The organism is Paenimyroides ceti, assembly GCF_030409925.1.
Genome location: NZ_JAUFQU010000069.1, coordinates 35,376 through 51,879, shown reverse-complemented (window position 1 = coordinate 51,879; position 16,504 = coordinate 35,376). Strand labels below are relative to the sequence as shown.

Annotated in this window: 13 protein-coding genes and 1 pseudogene; 3 read left to right on the top strand and 11 right to left on the bottom strand. The window is 36.4% G+C overall.

Annotated features, from left to right (window positions below; all coding sequences use genetic code 11):
- Window positions 1–113 precede the first annotated feature (113 nt).
- Both QW060_RS23950 and QW060_RS23945 read left to right on the top strand, forming a co-directional pair.
- Entirely contained in the window at window positions 114–2,630 is a 2,517-nt protein-coding gene (locus QW060_RS23950; protein WP_290365322.1) for a TonB-dependent receptor, read from the top strand.
- Between the two features lie 30 nt (window positions 2,631–2,660).
- Window positions 2,661–3,116: a DUF420 domain-containing protein gene (locus tag QW060_RS23945; protein WP_034751532.1), complete on the top strand. Its 456-nt coding sequence runs from the start codon at window positions 2,661–2,663 to the stop codon at window positions 3,114–3,116.
- A 204-nt stretch (window positions 3,117–3,320) separates the two neighbouring features.
- Here the strand turns inward: QW060_RS23945 and ilvA are convergent, their stop codons facing one another.
- The 9 genes and pseudogenes from ilvA to QW060_RS23900 all read right to left on the bottom strand — a co-directional run bounded on the left by ilvA (window position 3,321) and on the right by QW060_RS23900 (window position 13,622).
- The gene (gene ilvA, locus QW060_RS23940) at window positions 3,321–4,565 is read right to left on the bottom strand and encodes a threonine ammonia-lyase IlvA (RefSeq protein ID WP_034751529.1); all 1,245 of its coding nucleotides are present in this window, start codon (window positions 4,563–4,565) and stop codon (window positions 3,321–3,323) included.
- On the bottom strand, window positions 4,562–5,608 hold the full coding sequence (gene ilvC, locus QW060_RS23935) for a ketol-acid reductoisomerase (protein ID WP_034751526.1): 1,047 nt from the start codon (window positions 5,606–5,608) through the stop codon (window positions 4,562–4,564). The genes ilvA and ilvC overlap by 4 nt, the downstream gene beginning before the upstream one ends.
- A gap of 20 nt (window positions 5,609–5,628) precedes the next feature.
- Window positions 5,629–6,159 (bottom strand): acetolactate synthase small subunit, encoded by a 531-nt coding sequence (gene ilvN, locus QW060_RS23930; RefSeq protein WP_094772680.1) that lies wholly within the window; start codon window positions 6,157–6,159, stop codon window positions 5,629–5,631.
- Between the two features lie 16 nt (window positions 6,160–6,175).
- Complete coding sequence (ilvB, locus tag QW060_RS23925) at window positions 6,176–7,876, bottom strand: biosynthetic-type acetolactate synthase large subunit (RefSeq protein WP_034751523.1); 1,701 nt, start codon at window positions 7,874–7,876, stop codon at window positions 6,176–6,178.
- Window positions 7,877–7,883: 7 nt separating this feature from the next.
- Complete coding sequence (gene ilvD / locus QW060_RS23920; RefSeq protein WP_055133806.1) at window positions 7,884–9,560, bottom strand: dihydroxy-acid dehydratase; 1,677 nt, start codon at window positions 9,558–9,560, stop codon at window positions 7,884–7,886.
- On the bottom strand, window positions 9,560–10,447 hold the full coding sequence (locus QW060_RS23915; protein WP_034751611.1) for a branched-chain amino acid transaminase: 888 nt from the start codon (window positions 10,445–10,447) through the stop codon (window positions 9,560–9,562). Before QW060_RS23915 ends, ilvD begins: the two co-directional genes overlap by 1 nt.
- A 677-nt stretch (window positions 10,448–11,124) precedes the next feature.
- Window positions 11,125–12,882 (bottom strand): annotated as a pseudogene (mobC, locus tag QW060_RS23910) (conjugal transfer protein MobC); the annotation flags it as partial.
- 183 nt (window positions 12,883–13,065) lie between these two features.
- Window positions 13,066–13,296, bottom strand: coding sequence for a hypothetical protein (locus QW060_RS23905; RefSeq protein WP_290365320.1), 231 nt, complete (start codon window positions 13,294–13,296; stop codon window positions 13,066–13,068).
- A 95-nt stretch (window positions 13,297–13,391) separates the two neighbouring features.
- Window positions 13,392–13,622, bottom strand: a complete 231-nt coding sequence (locus QW060_RS23900) for a hypothetical protein (RefSeq protein WP_290365319.1) — start codon at window positions 13,620–13,622, stop codon at window positions 13,392–13,394.
- A 360-nt stretch (window positions 13,623–13,982) separates the two neighbouring features.
- Here QW060_RS23900 and QW060_RS23895 point away from each other — a divergent pair, with 360 nt between their 5' ends.
- Entirely contained in the window at window positions 13,983–14,516 is a 534-nt protein-coding gene (locus tag QW060_RS23895) for a lytic transglycosylase domain-containing protein (protein WP_290365325.1), read from the top strand.
- A gap of 22 nt (window positions 14,517–14,538) precedes the next feature.
- Here the strand turns inward: QW060_RS23895 and QW060_RS23890 are convergent, their stop codons facing one another.
- Window positions 14,539–15,243 (bottom strand): hypothetical protein, encoded by a 705-nt coding sequence (locus tag QW060_RS23890; protein ID WP_290365318.1) that lies wholly within the window; start codon window positions 15,241–15,243, stop codon window positions 14,539–14,541.
- Between the two features lie 11 nt (window positions 15,244–15,254).
- Window positions 15,255–16,469 carry a hypothetical protein gene (locus QW060_RS23885; protein WP_290365317.1) on the bottom strand — a complete coding sequence of 405 codons (1,215 nt, stop codon included), beginning with the start codon at window positions 16,467–16,469 and terminating at the stop codon, window positions 15,255–15,257.
- Between the last annotated feature and the right edge of the window lie 35 nt (window positions 16,470–16,504).

Sequence of the window (16,504 nt, the reverse complement as noted above, 5' to 3'; positions counted from 1 at the left end):
AATTTACAAAATTTATCGACAAACTCACTGATTTTATGAGTGAGTATGCTATTTTGTTAAGTGAAGAAACTCCGGATACTTCACGATTCAAAAATACAACTTCATGGTAAAAAATGAAAGATTGGTCTATTAGATTTCTTTCAAAGGTAGAAAAAATCTTCCTTTGCTTGTTTAAACAAGACATAATGAAAGAGAATATCAAAGTGCTTATCTATTTAAGTGTATTTTTCTTATTATCAACACCTGCGATTGCTCAAAAAATGGGAAATGTTATCGGTACTGTGGAAGATATGGACACCCACGAGAGACTTATTGGAGTGAGTATTAGCGTTAACGAGACCTCGTTTGCTACGCTTACTGACAGTACGGGAACTTTTAGGCTTAACGTTCCTGTAGGCACCTATACGATTAACGCTTCCTCAGTGGGGTATCAAAAGTTTACACAATACAATATAGAAGTAAGCTCAGGCAATGACAGGATTATGCACTTTGAATTGCAACCGGAAGCGGCACAACTTGAAGGCGTTACAATCACAGTCAATAGAAGTGCTTCTGCAACTGCAACCGATATGATTACTCCTATGTCTGTCCAGAAATTGACATCTCAGGAAATAAAATCAAACCCCGGAGGAAATTTTGATGTTTCAAAAGTGGTACAAACGTTACCCGGAGTCGGTTTAAGCAATGGTGTAGGTGAGCGGAATGATATTATCATACGTGGTGGTGCACCCAATGAAAACGTTTATTATCTGGATGGTATAGAAATACCAGTTTTAAACCACTTCCAGACACAGGGAAGTTCGGGAGGTGCACAGGGAATTTTGAACGTCTCGTTTATCGAGGATCTCAAACTGACAACATCTGCATTCGATTCGAGATACAGCGATGCATTGTCTTCTACCTTTGTTATCAATCAAAGAAACGGTAACCCCGATCGTTTGTCGGGAAATATTCGTGCAAGTATGACAGAAACCGCATTAACGCTGGAAGGTCCGCTTTCCCCTAAAACAACATTCCTGAGTTCTGTGCGTAAATCCTATTTAGGAATGCTGTTTAAAATGGTAGATCTCCCAATCCGTCCAGACTTTTATGATTTTCAATATAAAGTTAATCACAAATTCAATGATAAGACAACATTAACTGCTATTGGTATTGGAGCCATTGATAAGTTTGGATTTGCACCTACAAAGGAATCTACTCCCGAACACACTTATATTCTCCGTTCAACGCCTTATGTAAACCAATGGACTTATACCATGGGCTTTAATCTTAACAGAAAGATCGAGAATGGCTACATGAACTTCACCTTAAGTAGGAACATGTTCAATACAACATTGGATAAATTTGAAGACGAGAACAAAATTGAACAGAACAGGACTTTATTAATCGAATCAGATGAAGTGGAAAATAAGTTCCGTTTTGATTACAATAAGTTTGTTAACGGTTGGAAGTTTTCAGCTGGTTTGGATGCCCAATACGTAGGTTATAACGGAGATGTATTTAATAAAGTGTCTGCTGAGGTAAAAGATGAAGATGGCAATGTTGTAGCCCCAGAAAGAACCATCCAGTTCAACAGTAAGATCGACTTCTTCAAATATGGATTGTTTGCGCATGCTTCAAAACGTTTTCTGGATGACAGATTACTCTTATCGGGAGGTATCCGTACGGATATGAACAGCATGACCGAGACAGGAAATGATCCCTTGAAGACACTTTCTCCTCGTTTATCCGCTTCTTATCGTCTGAGTGACCAATGGAACTTGAATGCATCTGCTGGTACTTATTTTAAGGCACCTATATATACCGCATTGGGATATAAGGATGAAGCAGGTAATTTCATGAATAAAGATATGGACTATACCCGTTCAACTCATTATGTTCTGGGAACTGAGTTCTTACCAAAGAATTCACTGAGGTTCACATTGGAAGGTTTCTATAAGAGATATAGCGATTACCCTGTGTCTGAAACAACAGGAATTTCATTGGCCAATCAGGGAACTCAGTACGGATCGGTTGGTAGCGAACGCATATTATCGATAGGTATAGGAGAAACGTATGGAATTGAAGCTTTTATGCAGCAAAAGATGACTAAGAACCTTTTCTATCTGCTTAGTTATTCTTATGTAGTTAGTAAATTTTCGGGAGTAGATGGCGTATTAGCTCCTTCATCCTGGGATAACAGACATCTGTTTTCTGCAACTTTAGGGTATAAAATGAAAAATGACTGGGACTTGGGACTGAAGTATCGTTTTACAGGAGGAAATCCTTATACACCATATGATCTGGCAGCCTCACAACAAAACTATTTGTTGCTGGGCCAGGGAATTCCAGATGCTTCCTTATTGAACCAGAACAGACTTTCCAATTTCAACCAACTGGATTTCCGAGTGGATAAGAAATTCAACTTTAAAAAGACATCGTTGGGCATATATCTAGATGTACAAAACTTATTGATGCAAAAAAATGAAACCAACCCGAACTTTACGTTTAAGCGAAACGAAGATAATACAGGCTTTGTGACTACCAATGGACAACCTATTACTGCTGATGGAAGCAACGCCATACCAGTTATTCTTTACAATAAAACTGGACATCCTTTACCTTCCCTTGGAGTAATTTTCGAGTTTTAACAGAAAAACATTTAATTAAAAATCAAAATTATGAACATTACGTTGTCAATTATAGTGGGAATGCTAATATTGTCAATTTCAGCCCCCTTTATTTCGGTTTATGCTGTTTCTCAAATTAAGAAAAAGAACCTTGATGTCCACGTCAAAATTCAAAAACGATTGTTCTGGACCTGTATTGTTGCACTGATTATTTTAGAAGTTCAAATAAGGGTTTCGGGTGGATCAGGCAGTCTCGTTTCTAACAGTAAATATACCGGGACGTTATTCTTTAATAGTTTATTGATTGCACATATCATAGGTGCGGTAATCACCTATATTTTCTGGGGAATTACTGTTTTCAGTGCTAATAAGAATTTGAAAAAGAAAAAAACATTACCAGGAAAATATTCGACAGTACACAAAAAGCTAGGTTACGGAACTATCATAGGTCTATTTTATACTGCTATAACGGCTGCTATTGTTTGTACCATGGCCTTCTTCTTGTGAATTTAATTTCTCATGAGAGAATGCGTAGTCCGTTAATTTTAAAGCAGTACAGGCAGAAACAGATGTTAAGGTCTCTTTTATTTATGCTATCACATTTATCAGGAGCAATATTCTTGTTGCTCATTTGAGAATATTTTTTGAATTTTGAAAAAAGTGACGGAAGTTAAAGGAGTGGAAAGATTTCTATCCACTCCTATTTTAACCCTAGAAAATCAAATGTGTAAACAATTCTTTCTGTTCGTTTAGATGCTGATAATTTATTTTTTTAGTTTTCATTTTTTGTTCCATACTATCTAAATCAGAACTGTATTTTAGTTCTACGCCAACAACAGCCGGACCTTCTTCGCGGTTGTTCTTTTTAGTGAACTGGAAATAAGTAATGTCATCATTTTCTCCTAAGACATCATTTACAAATTCTTTTAATGCTCCTGGTCGTTGTGGAAAGTTGATGATGAAATAATGCTTCAATCCTTCAAACATCAAGGATCGCTCTTTTATTTCTTCCATTCTTGTAATGTCATTGTTGCTGCCACTAACAATGCACACCACATTTTTACCTTTGATTTGGTCTTTATACGAATCCAAGGCTGCAATACTCAATGCACCAGCTGGTTCTACAACAATGGCTTCTTCGTTATATAATTGTAAAATTGTTGTGCAAACTTTCCCTTCAGGCACTAAGACGATGTCATCTAACGAATGTTGGCAGATTTCAAATGTTTTGTCGCCCACCCGTTTTACGGCAGCTCCATCTACAAATTTATCAATGTTCGTCAATGCAGTATTTTTACCGTTTTCCAACGATGTTTTCATAGAGGCTGCTCCTTGTGGTTCTATACCGATAAGGTTAGTTTCAGGACTCAATTGTTTAAAAACCGAAACGACCCCTGCTGCCAAACCGCCACCTCCAATTGGGAAGAATAAAAAATCAATTTTACATTTGCTGTCTTCCACAATTTCCAATCCTACAGTTCCTTGTCCGGAAATAACCAATTCATCATCAAACGGATGAACGAAAACTGCCTTATTCTTCTGGCTGAAAAGAAGGGCTTCGTTGTAGGCATCGTCAAAAGTATCACCTTTCAACACAACCTCTACATTTTCTTTTCCAAAGAGTTTTACCTGCTTTATTTTTTGTGCAGGCGTGGTAATAGGCATATAAATAACGGCTTTTATGTTCAGTTTTCTACACGCAAAAGCCACTCCTTGAGCGTGATTACCCGCACTTGCACATACAACGCCTAGTTTTATATCATTTTCGGAAAGCGAACTTATTTTATGATACGCTCCACGCAATTTGTAGGATCGTACAGGTTGTAAATCTTCCCGTTTCAAATAAACCTGAGCAGCAAATCGCTCGCTCAGGTTTTCGTTTTTCACAAGAGGCGTATGCACAGCCACACCTTTCAGGTTTTCGGCTGCCTCTTGTATTTTTGCTAAATGTATCATTTGGTTTGAGGTCTTAATTTTCGAACTTGCATTCCAGTTTGCCACAACTCACTTTGTTGTATTTCTTTGAGTTCTGCGTTGAGTTTTTCTCTGTAATCTGGCTTGCTGTTGGCTTCGATAACGATGGCTGCTTCTTTACCTGAAAGCACGTCATCATACAGTTCATTAAAAACAGGAGTGGTAGCTTCTCTAAATTTACCTTTCCAATCCAATGCTCCTCGTTGTGCAGTGGTACTGCAATTGGCAAACATCCAATCCATTCCGTTTTCGGCTACCAAAGGCATTAAACTTTGGGTCAATTCTTCTACAGTTTCGTTGAAGGCTTCACTTGGCGAATGTCCTCGCTGACGAAGCACATTATATTGAGCCTCAAAAACACCTGCGATAGCTCCCATCAAAACGCCTCGTTCGCCAGTCAAATCGCTGTATACTTCTTTTTGAAATGTGGTTTCAAACAAATAACCAGAACCGATAGCGATGCCTAATGCCAATGCTTTTTCTTCAGCTTTTCCGGTTGCATTTTGAAAAACGGCATAACTGGAATTTAAACCTTGCCCTTTTAAAAATAATGTTCTTAACGAAGTTCCCGAACCTTTGGGAGCCACCAAAAACACATCTACATCTTTAGGTGGCACGATACCTGTTTTTTCATGAAAAGTAACGCCAAAACCATGTGAAAAATACAGGGCTTTTCCTGTTGTCAAATTTTTTTTCATCGTTTCCCATGCTTGTATTTGCCCTGCATCTGATAATAAATTCATGAGTAAAGTGCCTTTTTCGCAAGCGGTTTCCACTTCGAAAAGAGTTTCATTTTCTACCCAACCATCAGCAAGTGCTTTGTCCCAACTCTTTGTCCCTTTTCGTTGTCCTACAATTACTTTTACGCCATTATCTTTCAAATTTAAGGCTTGTCCCGGACCTTGCACGCCGTATCCAATGACTGCAACAGTTTCGTTTTTTAATATTTCTCTTGCTTTCTCTAATGAAAACTCTTCTCGTGTTACGACATTTTCCATTACGCCGCCAAAATTTAATTGTGCCATTTTATATTGTATTATTTTTTTTAATTGATTTCTAATTCTTTTAAATAAGTACTTAATTCTTTCATTGGTTTGGTAACTGCTACTCTTCCTGAGCGGGCAAATTCCAGAATACCAAAGGGTTTCAATTTCTCAAATAAAACCTGTGTATCTGCTTTGTGCCCTGTTTTTTCAATGACGATAAAATCGGGATCTACGGTGAGAACTTTGGCACTATTTTCTCTAACCACTTGCTCTACATTGTTGGATTTAAGTTCTGTTGTTTTGATTTTATATAACGCAATTTCCTGATGTACTACTTCATTATCTTCGTGTACAAAGGCTTTCAGAACATCAATTAATTTGTCGATTTGCCCAACAACTTTATCTATTTGTTCTCTGTTTGTTCTCAAAACGATAGTGTAACGGTGCACATTTTTAACCTCTGTTTCAGAAGCGGTGATGCTGTCAATATTCAAATGTCGTCTTGTAAATATGATGGTGATGCGGTTGAGCATTCCGATTGTATTTTCCGTAAATATGGATACGGTAAATGTTTTGTTCATTGTTTCCATTTTATCCGTTTTATAATTATTGTAATCTTATTTCAGCTACCGAAGCACCTGTTGGCACCATCGGAAAAACATTATCTTCTCTGGCAACTTTCACTTCCAACAGGTACGCATTTTCTGTGTTTAAAAGTTGGTCTAATGCGTTGTTCAAGTCCTCCTGTCTTTCAACTTTTTGACCTTTGATGTTGTAAGAGGCTGCCAAAGCCACAAAATCAGGACTTTGAATGTCGGTAAACGAATATCTTTTTTCAAAGAACATTTGTTGCCATTGCCTCACCATTCCCAAATAACCATTGTTTAAGATGATGATTTTCACGCCGATATTATTCTGCATCATGGTTCCCAATTCCTGCAAGGTCATTTGAAAACCACCATCTCCAATGATAGCTACGACTTGTTTTTCCGGATTTGCCATTTTTGCTCCAATAGCGGCTGGAAGTGCAAAACCCATCGTTCCCAATCCGCCAGATGTAACATTACTTTTGGTTTGATTATACTGATAGAACTGTGCCGCCATCATTTGGTGCTGTCCCACATCGGTTACAACGATTGCATTGCCCTTGGTTTTTTGAGAAAGTAAATCAATCACCAAATCCATTCTCAGTTCATCTGAAAATTCCTTTTCTCTATTTTCTGAAAGTACCTGTAATTCCTTTTGCTTCGCTTGATGAAATTCATCCAACCAATTTTGATGAGTTTGTTTTTCTACCAAATCTGCTAAAACGGTTAGTGCTTCTTTGGCATCGGCTACAACAGGAGCATCGGCTTTTATGATTTTATTGATTTCGGCAGTGTCTATATCAACATGAACCACTTTTGCTTGTGTTGCATACCGGGAAACATCACCTGTAACACGGTCGTCAAAACGCATTCCCACGGCAAGCAACACATCGCACTCATTGGTTTTTACATTGGGTGCATAATTGCCATGCATGCCTACCATTCCAACAAATAAAGGGTGATGACTTGGAAAAGCTCCTAATCCCAAAAGCGTAGAAGCCACCGGAATACCCGTTTTTTCGGCAAAAGCCAATAATTCTTCTTCTGCATTGGAAAGCATAATTCCTTGTCCGACAATCATCAAAGGTTTTTTTGCCTCATTCAAAAACTTGGTTGCTGCTTGCACTTGATCTACATTCAATTTTGGCTTAGGTTGGTAGCTTCTCACCGATGTACACTTTTCGTAAGAGAAATCCAGTTTTTCAAACTGGGCATCTTTGGTAATATCCACCAAAACCGGCCCCGGACGACCAGACGAGGCGATGTAAAATGCTTTGGCTAAAGTGGGTGCTATATCTGCTGCTTTGGTTACCTGACAATTCCATTTGGTTACCGGCATCGAAATTCCCATGACATCGGTTTCCTGAAAAGCATCAGTTCCCAAGAGATGAGAAGCCACCTGTCCGGTGATGCAAACCAAGGGCGTAGAATCAATCAGGGCATCGGCTAAACCTGTAATTAAATTGGTGGCTCCCGGACCCGAAGTAGCAAATACAACCCCTGTTTTTCCTGAAGTTCTAGCATATCCTTGAGCTGCATGTATAGCACCTTGCTCGTGTCTTGTCAAGATATGATTTACTTCTTCAAGATGATGAAACAAGGCATCATAAATTGGCATGATAGCACCGCCTGGATAACCAAATATCGTTTTTACACCTTCGGCTTTCAGGCTTTGTATCACCGCTTCTGCACCTGTTATTTTTAATTCCGTTGTTTTCATTTTTTAATTATTTATCGGTTACACACCCCAATGAAGCACTCGAAACGCATTGTGCATATTTGTACAAAACCCCTTTATTTGCTTTCAATGGAGGTTGTTTCCATGCTGCTTTTCGTTTTTCCAATTCCTGTTCAGATACTTTTAAATTGATCGTATTATTTTTTGTGTCAATCGCAATCAAATCTCCATCATTTACCAAGGCAATTGTTCCACCTACAAAAGCTTCCGGAGTGATGTGTCCTACCACAAAACCATGCGTTCCACCCGAAAATCTACCGTCGGTAATTAAAGCCACTGAATTTCCCAATCCTGCACCCATAATTGCTGAAGTTGGTTTGAGCATTTCAGGCATTCCCGGTCCGCCTCTTGGTCCGCAATAACGGATTACTACCACATTCCCGGGTTTTACTTCTCCGTTTCGCACACCATCAATCACTGCATATTCATCGTCAAATACTTTGGCTGTTCCTTCAAAATAATCGCCCTCTTTGCCACTTATTTTAGCTACACTTCCCTCGGTAGCTAAATTTCCGTAGAGCATTTGCAGATGTCCATTTGCTTTCACTGGATTTTCCAATGGAAGAAATACTTTCTGACCTTCGGTTAAATCTTCCACAGCTTCCAAATTTTCAACAATTGTTTTTCCTGTAACAGTTAAACAATCTCTATGTAATAAATTGTGTTTCAATAAATATTTCATTACTGCTGGAACACCACCTGCTTCGTGCAAATCTTCCATGAGGTATTTTCCACTTGGTTTTAAATCTGCCAACACTGGAACACGGTTACTTACCTTTTGGAAATCATTCAAAGTCAATTCCAAATCCACCGAATGTGCCATTGCTATCAGGTGCATTACGGCATTGGTAGAGCCGCCCAAAACCGTTACCATGGTCATGGCATTTTCAAAGGCTTTTCGGGTCATGATGTCTTTGGGCTTAATGTCTTTTTCCAACAACACTTTGATGGCTTTTCCTGTATCAAAACATTCCATTTTTTTATTGCTGCTCAACGCAGGATTGGATGAACTGTAAGGTAAACTCATTCCCAAAGCTTCAATAGCCGAAGCCATCGTATTTGCTGTGTACATACCGCCACAAGCACCCGCGCCAGGACAAGCGTTTTTGATTATACCTTTGTAATCTTCATCGGAAATGGTGTTACTGAATTTTTTACCTAAAGCTTCAAAAGCTGAAACGATATTGAGCGATTCTCCTTTCCATTTTCCAGAATGGATCGTTCCGCCATAAACCATGATTGCAGGACGATTTAATCTTCCCATGGCGATGATAGAACCAGGCATATTTTTATCGCAACCTACTACCGCCAATACAGCATCGTACCATTGGGCACTCACCACCGTTTCTATGGAATCGGCGATCACATCTCTGGAAACCAAAGAAAAACGCATACCGTCAGTTCCGTTTGATATACCGTCACTCACACCAATGGTATTAAATATCAATCCTACTAAATCCTCTTGTTGCACACCAGCTTTTACTTCTTTAGCCAAATCGTTGAGGTGCATGTTGCAGGGATTTCCTTCGTAACCCATACTCACAATTCCCACTTGTGCTTTTTGCAAATCGTCTTCGGTTAAACCTATTCCATAAAGCATGGCTTGTGCTGCAGGTTGGGTTTCATCTTGTGTGATGGTTCTACTGTATTTGTTGAGTGTTTTCATTAGTTTAAATTGAGCTGTTTTAAAGGTTCTCGTACCAAAAGTGAATAAGCATCTTGAAGTTTTTTACCTAAGGAATCATTCCAGTTTTTTGGAAATTGATAAGTGTCCACCGATAATATACCCACTACCTCGGCAGCCGTTCCGCAGTAAAAGGCACTATCAGCTTGAAAAAGATCTTCTCTGGTAAATTTTCCTTGATGCAGTTCCAGACCTAATTGTTCGGCTAACTCCAAAACAGTGGCTCTGGTGATGCCCGGAAGGATGTTTCCTAATTGAGGCGTGAATAGTTTTCCGTCTTTTTCAAAGAACAAATTTGCACCCGGACCTTCGGCTAAAAATCCATCGCTATCCAAAAGCAAGGCTTCGTCGAATCCATTGTCTTTTGCTTCGTTGGTTGCCAAAATCGAATTGACATAATGACCGCAGACTTTCGCTTCAATGTGGATGGATTTTGGATGTGGACGGCAATAGGAGGAAACCGTTAATCGTAGTAATTTTTCTCCCAAATACGCTCCCCAGTCCCAAGCGGCAATCATCACCGAAACCCTGGTAGGTTTTGACAAACTCATATTTTGTCCACAATACACCAATGGTCGGATGTAAGCATTTTTTAAATTGTTTTTTTCCAGTAACTCGTAAGTAGCTTGGACTAACTCTTGAACAGTGCAATCGAAAGGGATTTTTACCAATTCGCAGGATTTTTTCAAGCGTTCATAATGTTCTTCGGCTTTAAATACTTTAGTTCCATTTTTGGTTTCATAAGAACGAATACCTTCAAATGCACCGTAGCCATAATGAAGCGTTTGACTGTACAAATCGGTTGTAGATTCGTTAGCCTTTACAAATTTTCCGTCCAAAAAAAGGACTGTTTCGTTGTTTGAATACATATTTATTTTTTTTATTGAGTTGATAATTGATTTTTGGGAATAAAAAAAGCCTTTCCCGAAATGAGAAAGGCTTACAATTTGGCATAAAGCAGCATCTCTCACGGTGGCGAGCTAATAATAATGCTGATAATAATAGTGTTGTTATATGATTTCATTTTGTTCTTTTTAGTTTAATGTCAATAAAAAAAGCCTCCTGATTTCTCGGGAGGCTTTCAAATATATCTTTTAGATTATATCAAAATTATTCCTCCCCGGTATGTGAAATCACACCCGCAATAATAATAGAAGAAATAATAATTGAATTGTACATTTTTTTTCTGTTTTCAAGTGCAAATATAGCTAGTAATTTTTAAACCCACAATTTTTTTATGCTTTTTTTAATGTGAAGTTTCTATGTGCTGGATACGTTGGAAAAAATAGCACATTGTAAGGTGGGTGTTAGTTGATCTGATGTCACTTACAAAATGCGAAGTATTAACAGATTTATTTTTATTTAATTCCATATCTATTTTTATATGTCTTTATGATTCAAACGATTAATTGACACTTATGTCTTTTTAAGTGTTAATAAGACATTTCAACAAAAATCAAATGTGCCAAATTTGGGTTGGCTAAAATTTTTCCGTGCCAGTGTTTGTCTTTAAGATATTTCTGTTATGTCTTGTTAAATTGCGCTTCTATTGAACCAAATGCTGTAAGTTTGGGTCATTCTTAATGCGTTCAATTTCGTTTTTAACAACATTCAGGATGTCTGATTTTATCTGCTTGTAATTACTCTCAATTTCCTGCTTCATTTTATCCTCGCCCTGCTCATTTACAAAAGACAAGATTTGCGGTATCTTTTGATAGGCTTCGGTTTCGGTAGCTACCTTTTCATTATCTACTACTATTTCAGCGTGAAATATCTTTTGCTCGATACGTTCATCGAAGTTATCCGATACAGAACCGACAAACATACCTTGTGTCAATGTTGAGATTTTGGATGCAGGTATCAGACTATCCAATTGCGTAGAAATAGAAGTTGATTTATCATTTCGGTTAATGGTCAAACTCTGGCGTTTTTGCAATACTTTTCCGAACCGTTCCGAAAGGCTTTTTGCCGTTTCGCCAACAACCTGACCACTAAAAATATTACCTACAGTATTTTGGATAACTTTAGCTTCCTTGTCTCCGTAATCCCGTATCAATTGAGAGAAATCCTGAAAGCCCAGACAAACTGCTACTTTATTGCTACGGGCGGTTGCAATAAGGTTATCCAGCCCTCTGAAGTAGATTGTTGGCAACTCATCTATGATAACCGAACTTTTTAATTGCCCTTTTTTGTTGATGAGCTTTACAATTCTGGAATTGTACAATCCCAATGCTGCGGAGTAGATGTTTTGTCGGTCGGGATTGTTTCCTACACAAAGTATTTTTGGTTCTTTTGGATTGTTGATGTCTAAAGAAAAATCATCGCCTGTCATTACCCAGTACAATTGTGGAGAGATCATTCTTGACAACGGAATTTTAGCCGATGCTATTTGTCCTTGCAACTGGTCTTGTGCGCCACTTTGCCACGCATCCATAAAGGGCGATAGGTAGTTTTCTAAATCAGGATATGATGTCAAAATAGTAAATACGTCCGAATACTTTTTGTTCAGTAATTCAATAGCGTGAGGAAATGTACAATACTTGCCATCCTCATAGATTTTCAGATACCAAATAATAGCAGCCAAAAGAATAATTGGGCTTTCCACGAAAAAATCCCCTTGCTTTTGTATCCACGACCTGTTGAGGTTTAGCATTATGGTATATGCTGCTTCGTAAGCATCTGAAATGTCCGTCATAAAGTCGGGATTGAGTGGATTGCAACGGTGGCTCTTACGTGGGTCGTCAAAGTTAATGACGTAAAATTTGGGCTGAACTTTGTACTTATCCCGATGCTTTAGTAAATGATTGTAGGCAATGGTTGAAAGGTCATCAAACTTGAAATCGTAGATGTACATACTGAAGCCTTTCTCTATCTGTTGCTTGATGTAATTGTTTACGATTGCATACGATTTTCCGGAACCCGGAGTACCCAACACGATTGATGCCCTGAAAGGATTTACGATGTTTATCCAACCGTTGTTCCATTTTCCTTTGTAGTAAAATTTGGTGGGTAGGTTAACGGAATATTCATTTTCCATCAGCTTTGTTTCTTGCTGAAAGCTCTCGTTCTCATTATTAAAAACATCATCCATTAGGTTAGTACGGAGCAATCGGCTCATCCATACGCCTGCCATCAACAAGGCGATATACCCTAATGAGATAGTAAGGATATACAGAAATGTGCCTATTACCGGGGATAGCTTTAACAACGGTGTGTTCAGGAAGAATAGCACAAAGCCAACACCCAAAGCCACATAAATTTTAGACCAGGTTATCTTCTCATTCTTTACGCCCTTTGTTCCTAAGTAAAACCACGAAAATTATAAAAAGTATACAGCCGAAATTCATTGACTTTAAAAATAATCCTTCTTTGGATTTCACTATTGGCTTAATTTTACGCAAGGGGAATCCACAATTGGGGCAAGCGGTTGCTTGATCTGAAACATTATGGTTACACTCTTTACATGAAATCAGCATAAGGCAAGGCTTTAATTATTACTCTTTTTCTTTTTAAATAGATCCATATTGATGTTCCAATTCTTTTTCTCCTCTTCGCTCATTCCTAAAAAGTAATGATTAAATACGAAATAAGCCCCTATTAAACCAAATACAAAATAGATGATATTTTGAATAATTACAGGAATTTCCAAAAAAGCTAAAGACAATAAGCTTATCAATAAAAAAATAATAATTAAAAAAATAAAAGGTTTTACCTTCATGGTATAAAATTATATTAACTTCTTTTTGAGAATACTAAATATAATAAAAAACTAGATATAGACTCCTTTTTTTAACAATTGAAAACGAAAAAAAGTTATATTTGAGTAACCTTTTCTGGTGGATCATTTTGTTTAAGTGTAATTTCTTGATCAAAGAATTCATTGAGATCAAAACTGTTTTGACGAAGAAATTTTAAATATTGTACCATTATATGTGAATCCATACGGCTATCCATATAAGCAATAGTCTTATGGTGACATCCAATGTTTTCAGAAATCAGTTTTTGAGTCAGTTTTTTCTCTTTTCTAAACTTGTTAATTTTCATATGAAAAAAATTATTTTAATCATATACGTTTTAATAATCCATTTAGTTAAAAGCTATTCGCAAACACAGGACACCATATTTTTAAAAAATGACAAAGAATTTCTTAATAGTATACAATTTAGCGAAAATACAAACTTTTATAATGAGTTATCATTAAATAATTATAAAAATAAATTTACTTATTTAAATAATATAACATTATTAAATATCGAGTATAATGATGTTACCTATTTTTATGTGAAAAAATATCTAGAGTATAAATGGATCCCCAAAATAATAGGTCTTTCTACCTACTATTTTCCAATGTTTGAATCTAAATTAATCCAATACGGTTTACCCAACGAACTAAAATATTTAGCTATTGTAGAATCGAATCTTAACCCTCGTGCCATATCGCATGCCGGAGCTAAAGGTATTTGGCAATTTATGCCAGCCACTGGTAAACAATACGGGTTATACCATAACCAATATGTTGATTTGTATTATGACCCCGTAGCTTCCACCGATGCAGCAGCCCGATATTTAAAAGAATTATACACGAAATTTGGAGACTGGAATTTAGCAATCTCCGCTTATAATTGTGGACCAGGGCGAATTGATGCTTTAATTAGAAAACACAAATCAAGGAACTATTGGAAATTAAGACCATATATGCCAAGGGAAACTCAAGCATACGTACCTACATTTATAGCTATTAATTACATTTTCAATTTCTACAAGGAACATAAAATGAAACCTATGTATTTTAAGTATTCCTTTTTTGATTTTCAGATTATAAGAAACGAAAAACCACAATCAATAAAAAAGGACGAACTATTTAAATTTGCAAATCCACACATACTAAATAACTACATTGCCAAGAATGTATATTATTACAAAATAAAAGAGCGGTAAATTCGCTCTTTTATTTTAATAATTATTTTGTGTACGTTTTCACATAGTTGAATGGATACTCAACTTCATGACCGTTTACAAAATTAAATGTGAAACTGTTTGAACCATAATTTTGATTTAATAATCCCAATTCGAAAGAAGATAGCATCTCCGTTCCTTGGAAATTGGTAGTAGATGTGTTTAAAATTGGTTTATTTTCGGTAATTGTAAAATCAAATGGTTGCGCACTTACCACCACAACCTGTACTTTATTTACAGAATATGAACTACCATCGGTTGTCTCGTAGTAAATTTTACCATTAGAGTGTTCGGGTGCTCGGTTGATTAAATTATTTACAAATACATAAGGCTGACCGTTTGATTCGATCGTATAAAAATCTTTTTTTGTATCTACTCTATGTTCCGGTAAAGAAAATATTGCGGTTGTTCGCCCATAGTTATTCGGAGTTAAGGTGATGTCATCATTCAATTGATAAACAAAATTTCCGTTTACCGTACTACCATTTACTTTTACAATTCCATCGAAATCAATATTCATAGTAACCGATTGCACATCGATACCAGGATAAAAAGTAAAATCTACTGGGATTTCATTTTTATCTGTTGAAACAAAAGAACTTTGAATTTGTATTGAAGAAATGTTATTTTCTTGTAGTACAAAATTATCATCTTCATTACATGAAGTAAGCGCGAAAGCGACTGAAATAAATAAAATTAGCTTTTTCATAAACAATTATTTTAATTTAAAGATCCGTTTAAATAGACATTGATATTATAATTTTTAGTTTTCTCGTTCCCATTACTACTAACTAGTTTAAAAGTTACTGTACCAGAACCCCATATTGTTGAAGATTGAGCAACAAAATTCGCATCTAATATGACGTAATTTGAACCTTCTTCCAATATATAATGACCTTGCCAATTTGTATCCAATGGATCGGTATTTTGATTTCCATTAGAACTTCCCCCATAATATTTAAGAAGGGTATTAGGTGTTCGAATACATTCTAAATAAAATGTTTCGTCTGGGTCATATTTTTGTAGGTTTATTTTTATGTATTTATCAGTTCTTCCACCAGTTCTAGTAAAATGATAAGGACTAGAATTCCAATTACCTACTACATAAAACTCTAATAAATCACTGGTATTTGTAGCTACAGAAGAACTAGTTCCCCACGTAAAATTTGCATCGAAAACTTTATATTTTAAATCAGCTATTAAGCCTTTAGTTAACTCAATATTTTGCTGATCAATTGCAATAACATTTATAGGCTGCACCCCATAACTATCTGGTTTATATTTAATAGTAAAAACACCAGATTCATAAGGGATAATCGTAGAATTGGTAATTGGAATTCCATTTACAGATAAAATAGCGTTTGTTTGAAATTTCACACCTGTAATGGTATTTGTACTTACTAAATTCTCCACTTTGATTAAAGTGGTTTCCCGCTGATCATAAGGGACAACATTATTAGGAAAAGGATTAAGCTGATTATCCAAAAGACTCAATTCAAAATCTAGTTCTTGATTCGAAACACCAAACGATTTTGTCTGACTTGTTTCATAACCTTGACTGTTTTTCATAGTTACAGTAAGCGTTTGAGCAGAACTATTGTTGTTAGAATTAAAAATTAATGTCAACTTACCATCGGTAAGTTCTTCATAATTTAACCAGGTATCTTTTGTAAGTAACACTCCCCCGTTATTAACTTGTGCATCCATCAAAGAGAATTTAAATTTATAATCAGGATTAGGATTTTCAATATCACCTGATATTATAGGATGTATAGATACATCTAGGGGAATATTATTGACCAGATTACTTTCCCCAGTTATAACAATATCAAAAGGGAATTTATAATCAGAATTTCCATTAATGATATTCTCTTCATCATTAGCGCAGCTTATCATTAACATACAGCATAAAAACAATTTAAAAATCTTATTCATAGCTTAAAAATTTATTGGATTATTCAAATTCTATA

Bases quoted from the DNA above. Each gene is read 5' to 3' on its own strand.
- QW060_RS23915 (WP_034751611.1), bottom strand. From the start codon at position 10,447: ATGTATTCAAACAACGAAACAGTCCTTTTTTTGGACGGAAAATTTGTA.
- QW060_RS23905 (WP_290365320.1), bottom strand. From the start codon at position 13,296: ATGAAGGTAAAACCTTTTATTTTTTTAATTATTATTTTTTTATTGATA.
- QW060_RS23890 (WP_290365318.1), bottom strand. From the start codon at position 15,243: ATGAAAAAGCTAATTTTATTTATTTCAGTCGCTTTCGCGCTTACTTCA.
- ilvD (WP_055133806.1), bottom strand. From the start codon at position 9,560: ATGAAAACACTCAACAAATACAGTAGAACCATCACACAAGATGAAACC.
- ilvC (WP_034751526.1), bottom strand. From the start codon at position 5,608: ATGGCACAATTAAATTTTGGCGGCGTAATGGAAAATGTCGTAACACGA.
- QW060_RS23885 (WP_290365317.1), bottom strand. From the start codon at position 16,469: ATGAATAAGATTTTTAAATTGTTTTTATGCTGTATGTTAATGATAAGC.
- ilvN (WP_094772680.1), bottom strand. From the start codon at position 6,159: ATGGAAACAATGAACAAAACATTTACCGTATCCATATTTACGGAAAAT.
- ilvA (WP_034751529.1), bottom strand. From the start codon at position 4,565: ATGATACATTTAGCAAAAATACAAGAGGCAGCCGAAAACCTGAAAGGT.
- QW060_RS23950 (WP_290365322.1), top strand. From the start codon at position 114: ATGAAAGATTGGTCTATTAGATTTCTTTCAAAGGTAGAAAAAATCTTC.
- QW060_RS23945 (WP_034751532.1), top strand. From the start codon at position 2,661: ATGAACATTACGTTGTCAATTATAGTGGGAATGCTAATATTGTCAATT.
- ilvB (WP_034751523.1), bottom strand. From the start codon at position 7,876: ATGAAAACAACGGAATTAAAAATAACAGGTGCAGAAGCGGTGATACAA.
- QW060_RS23900 (WP_290365319.1), bottom strand. From the start codon at position 13,622: ATGAAAATTAACAAGTTTAGAAAAGAGAAAAAACTGACTCAAAAACTG.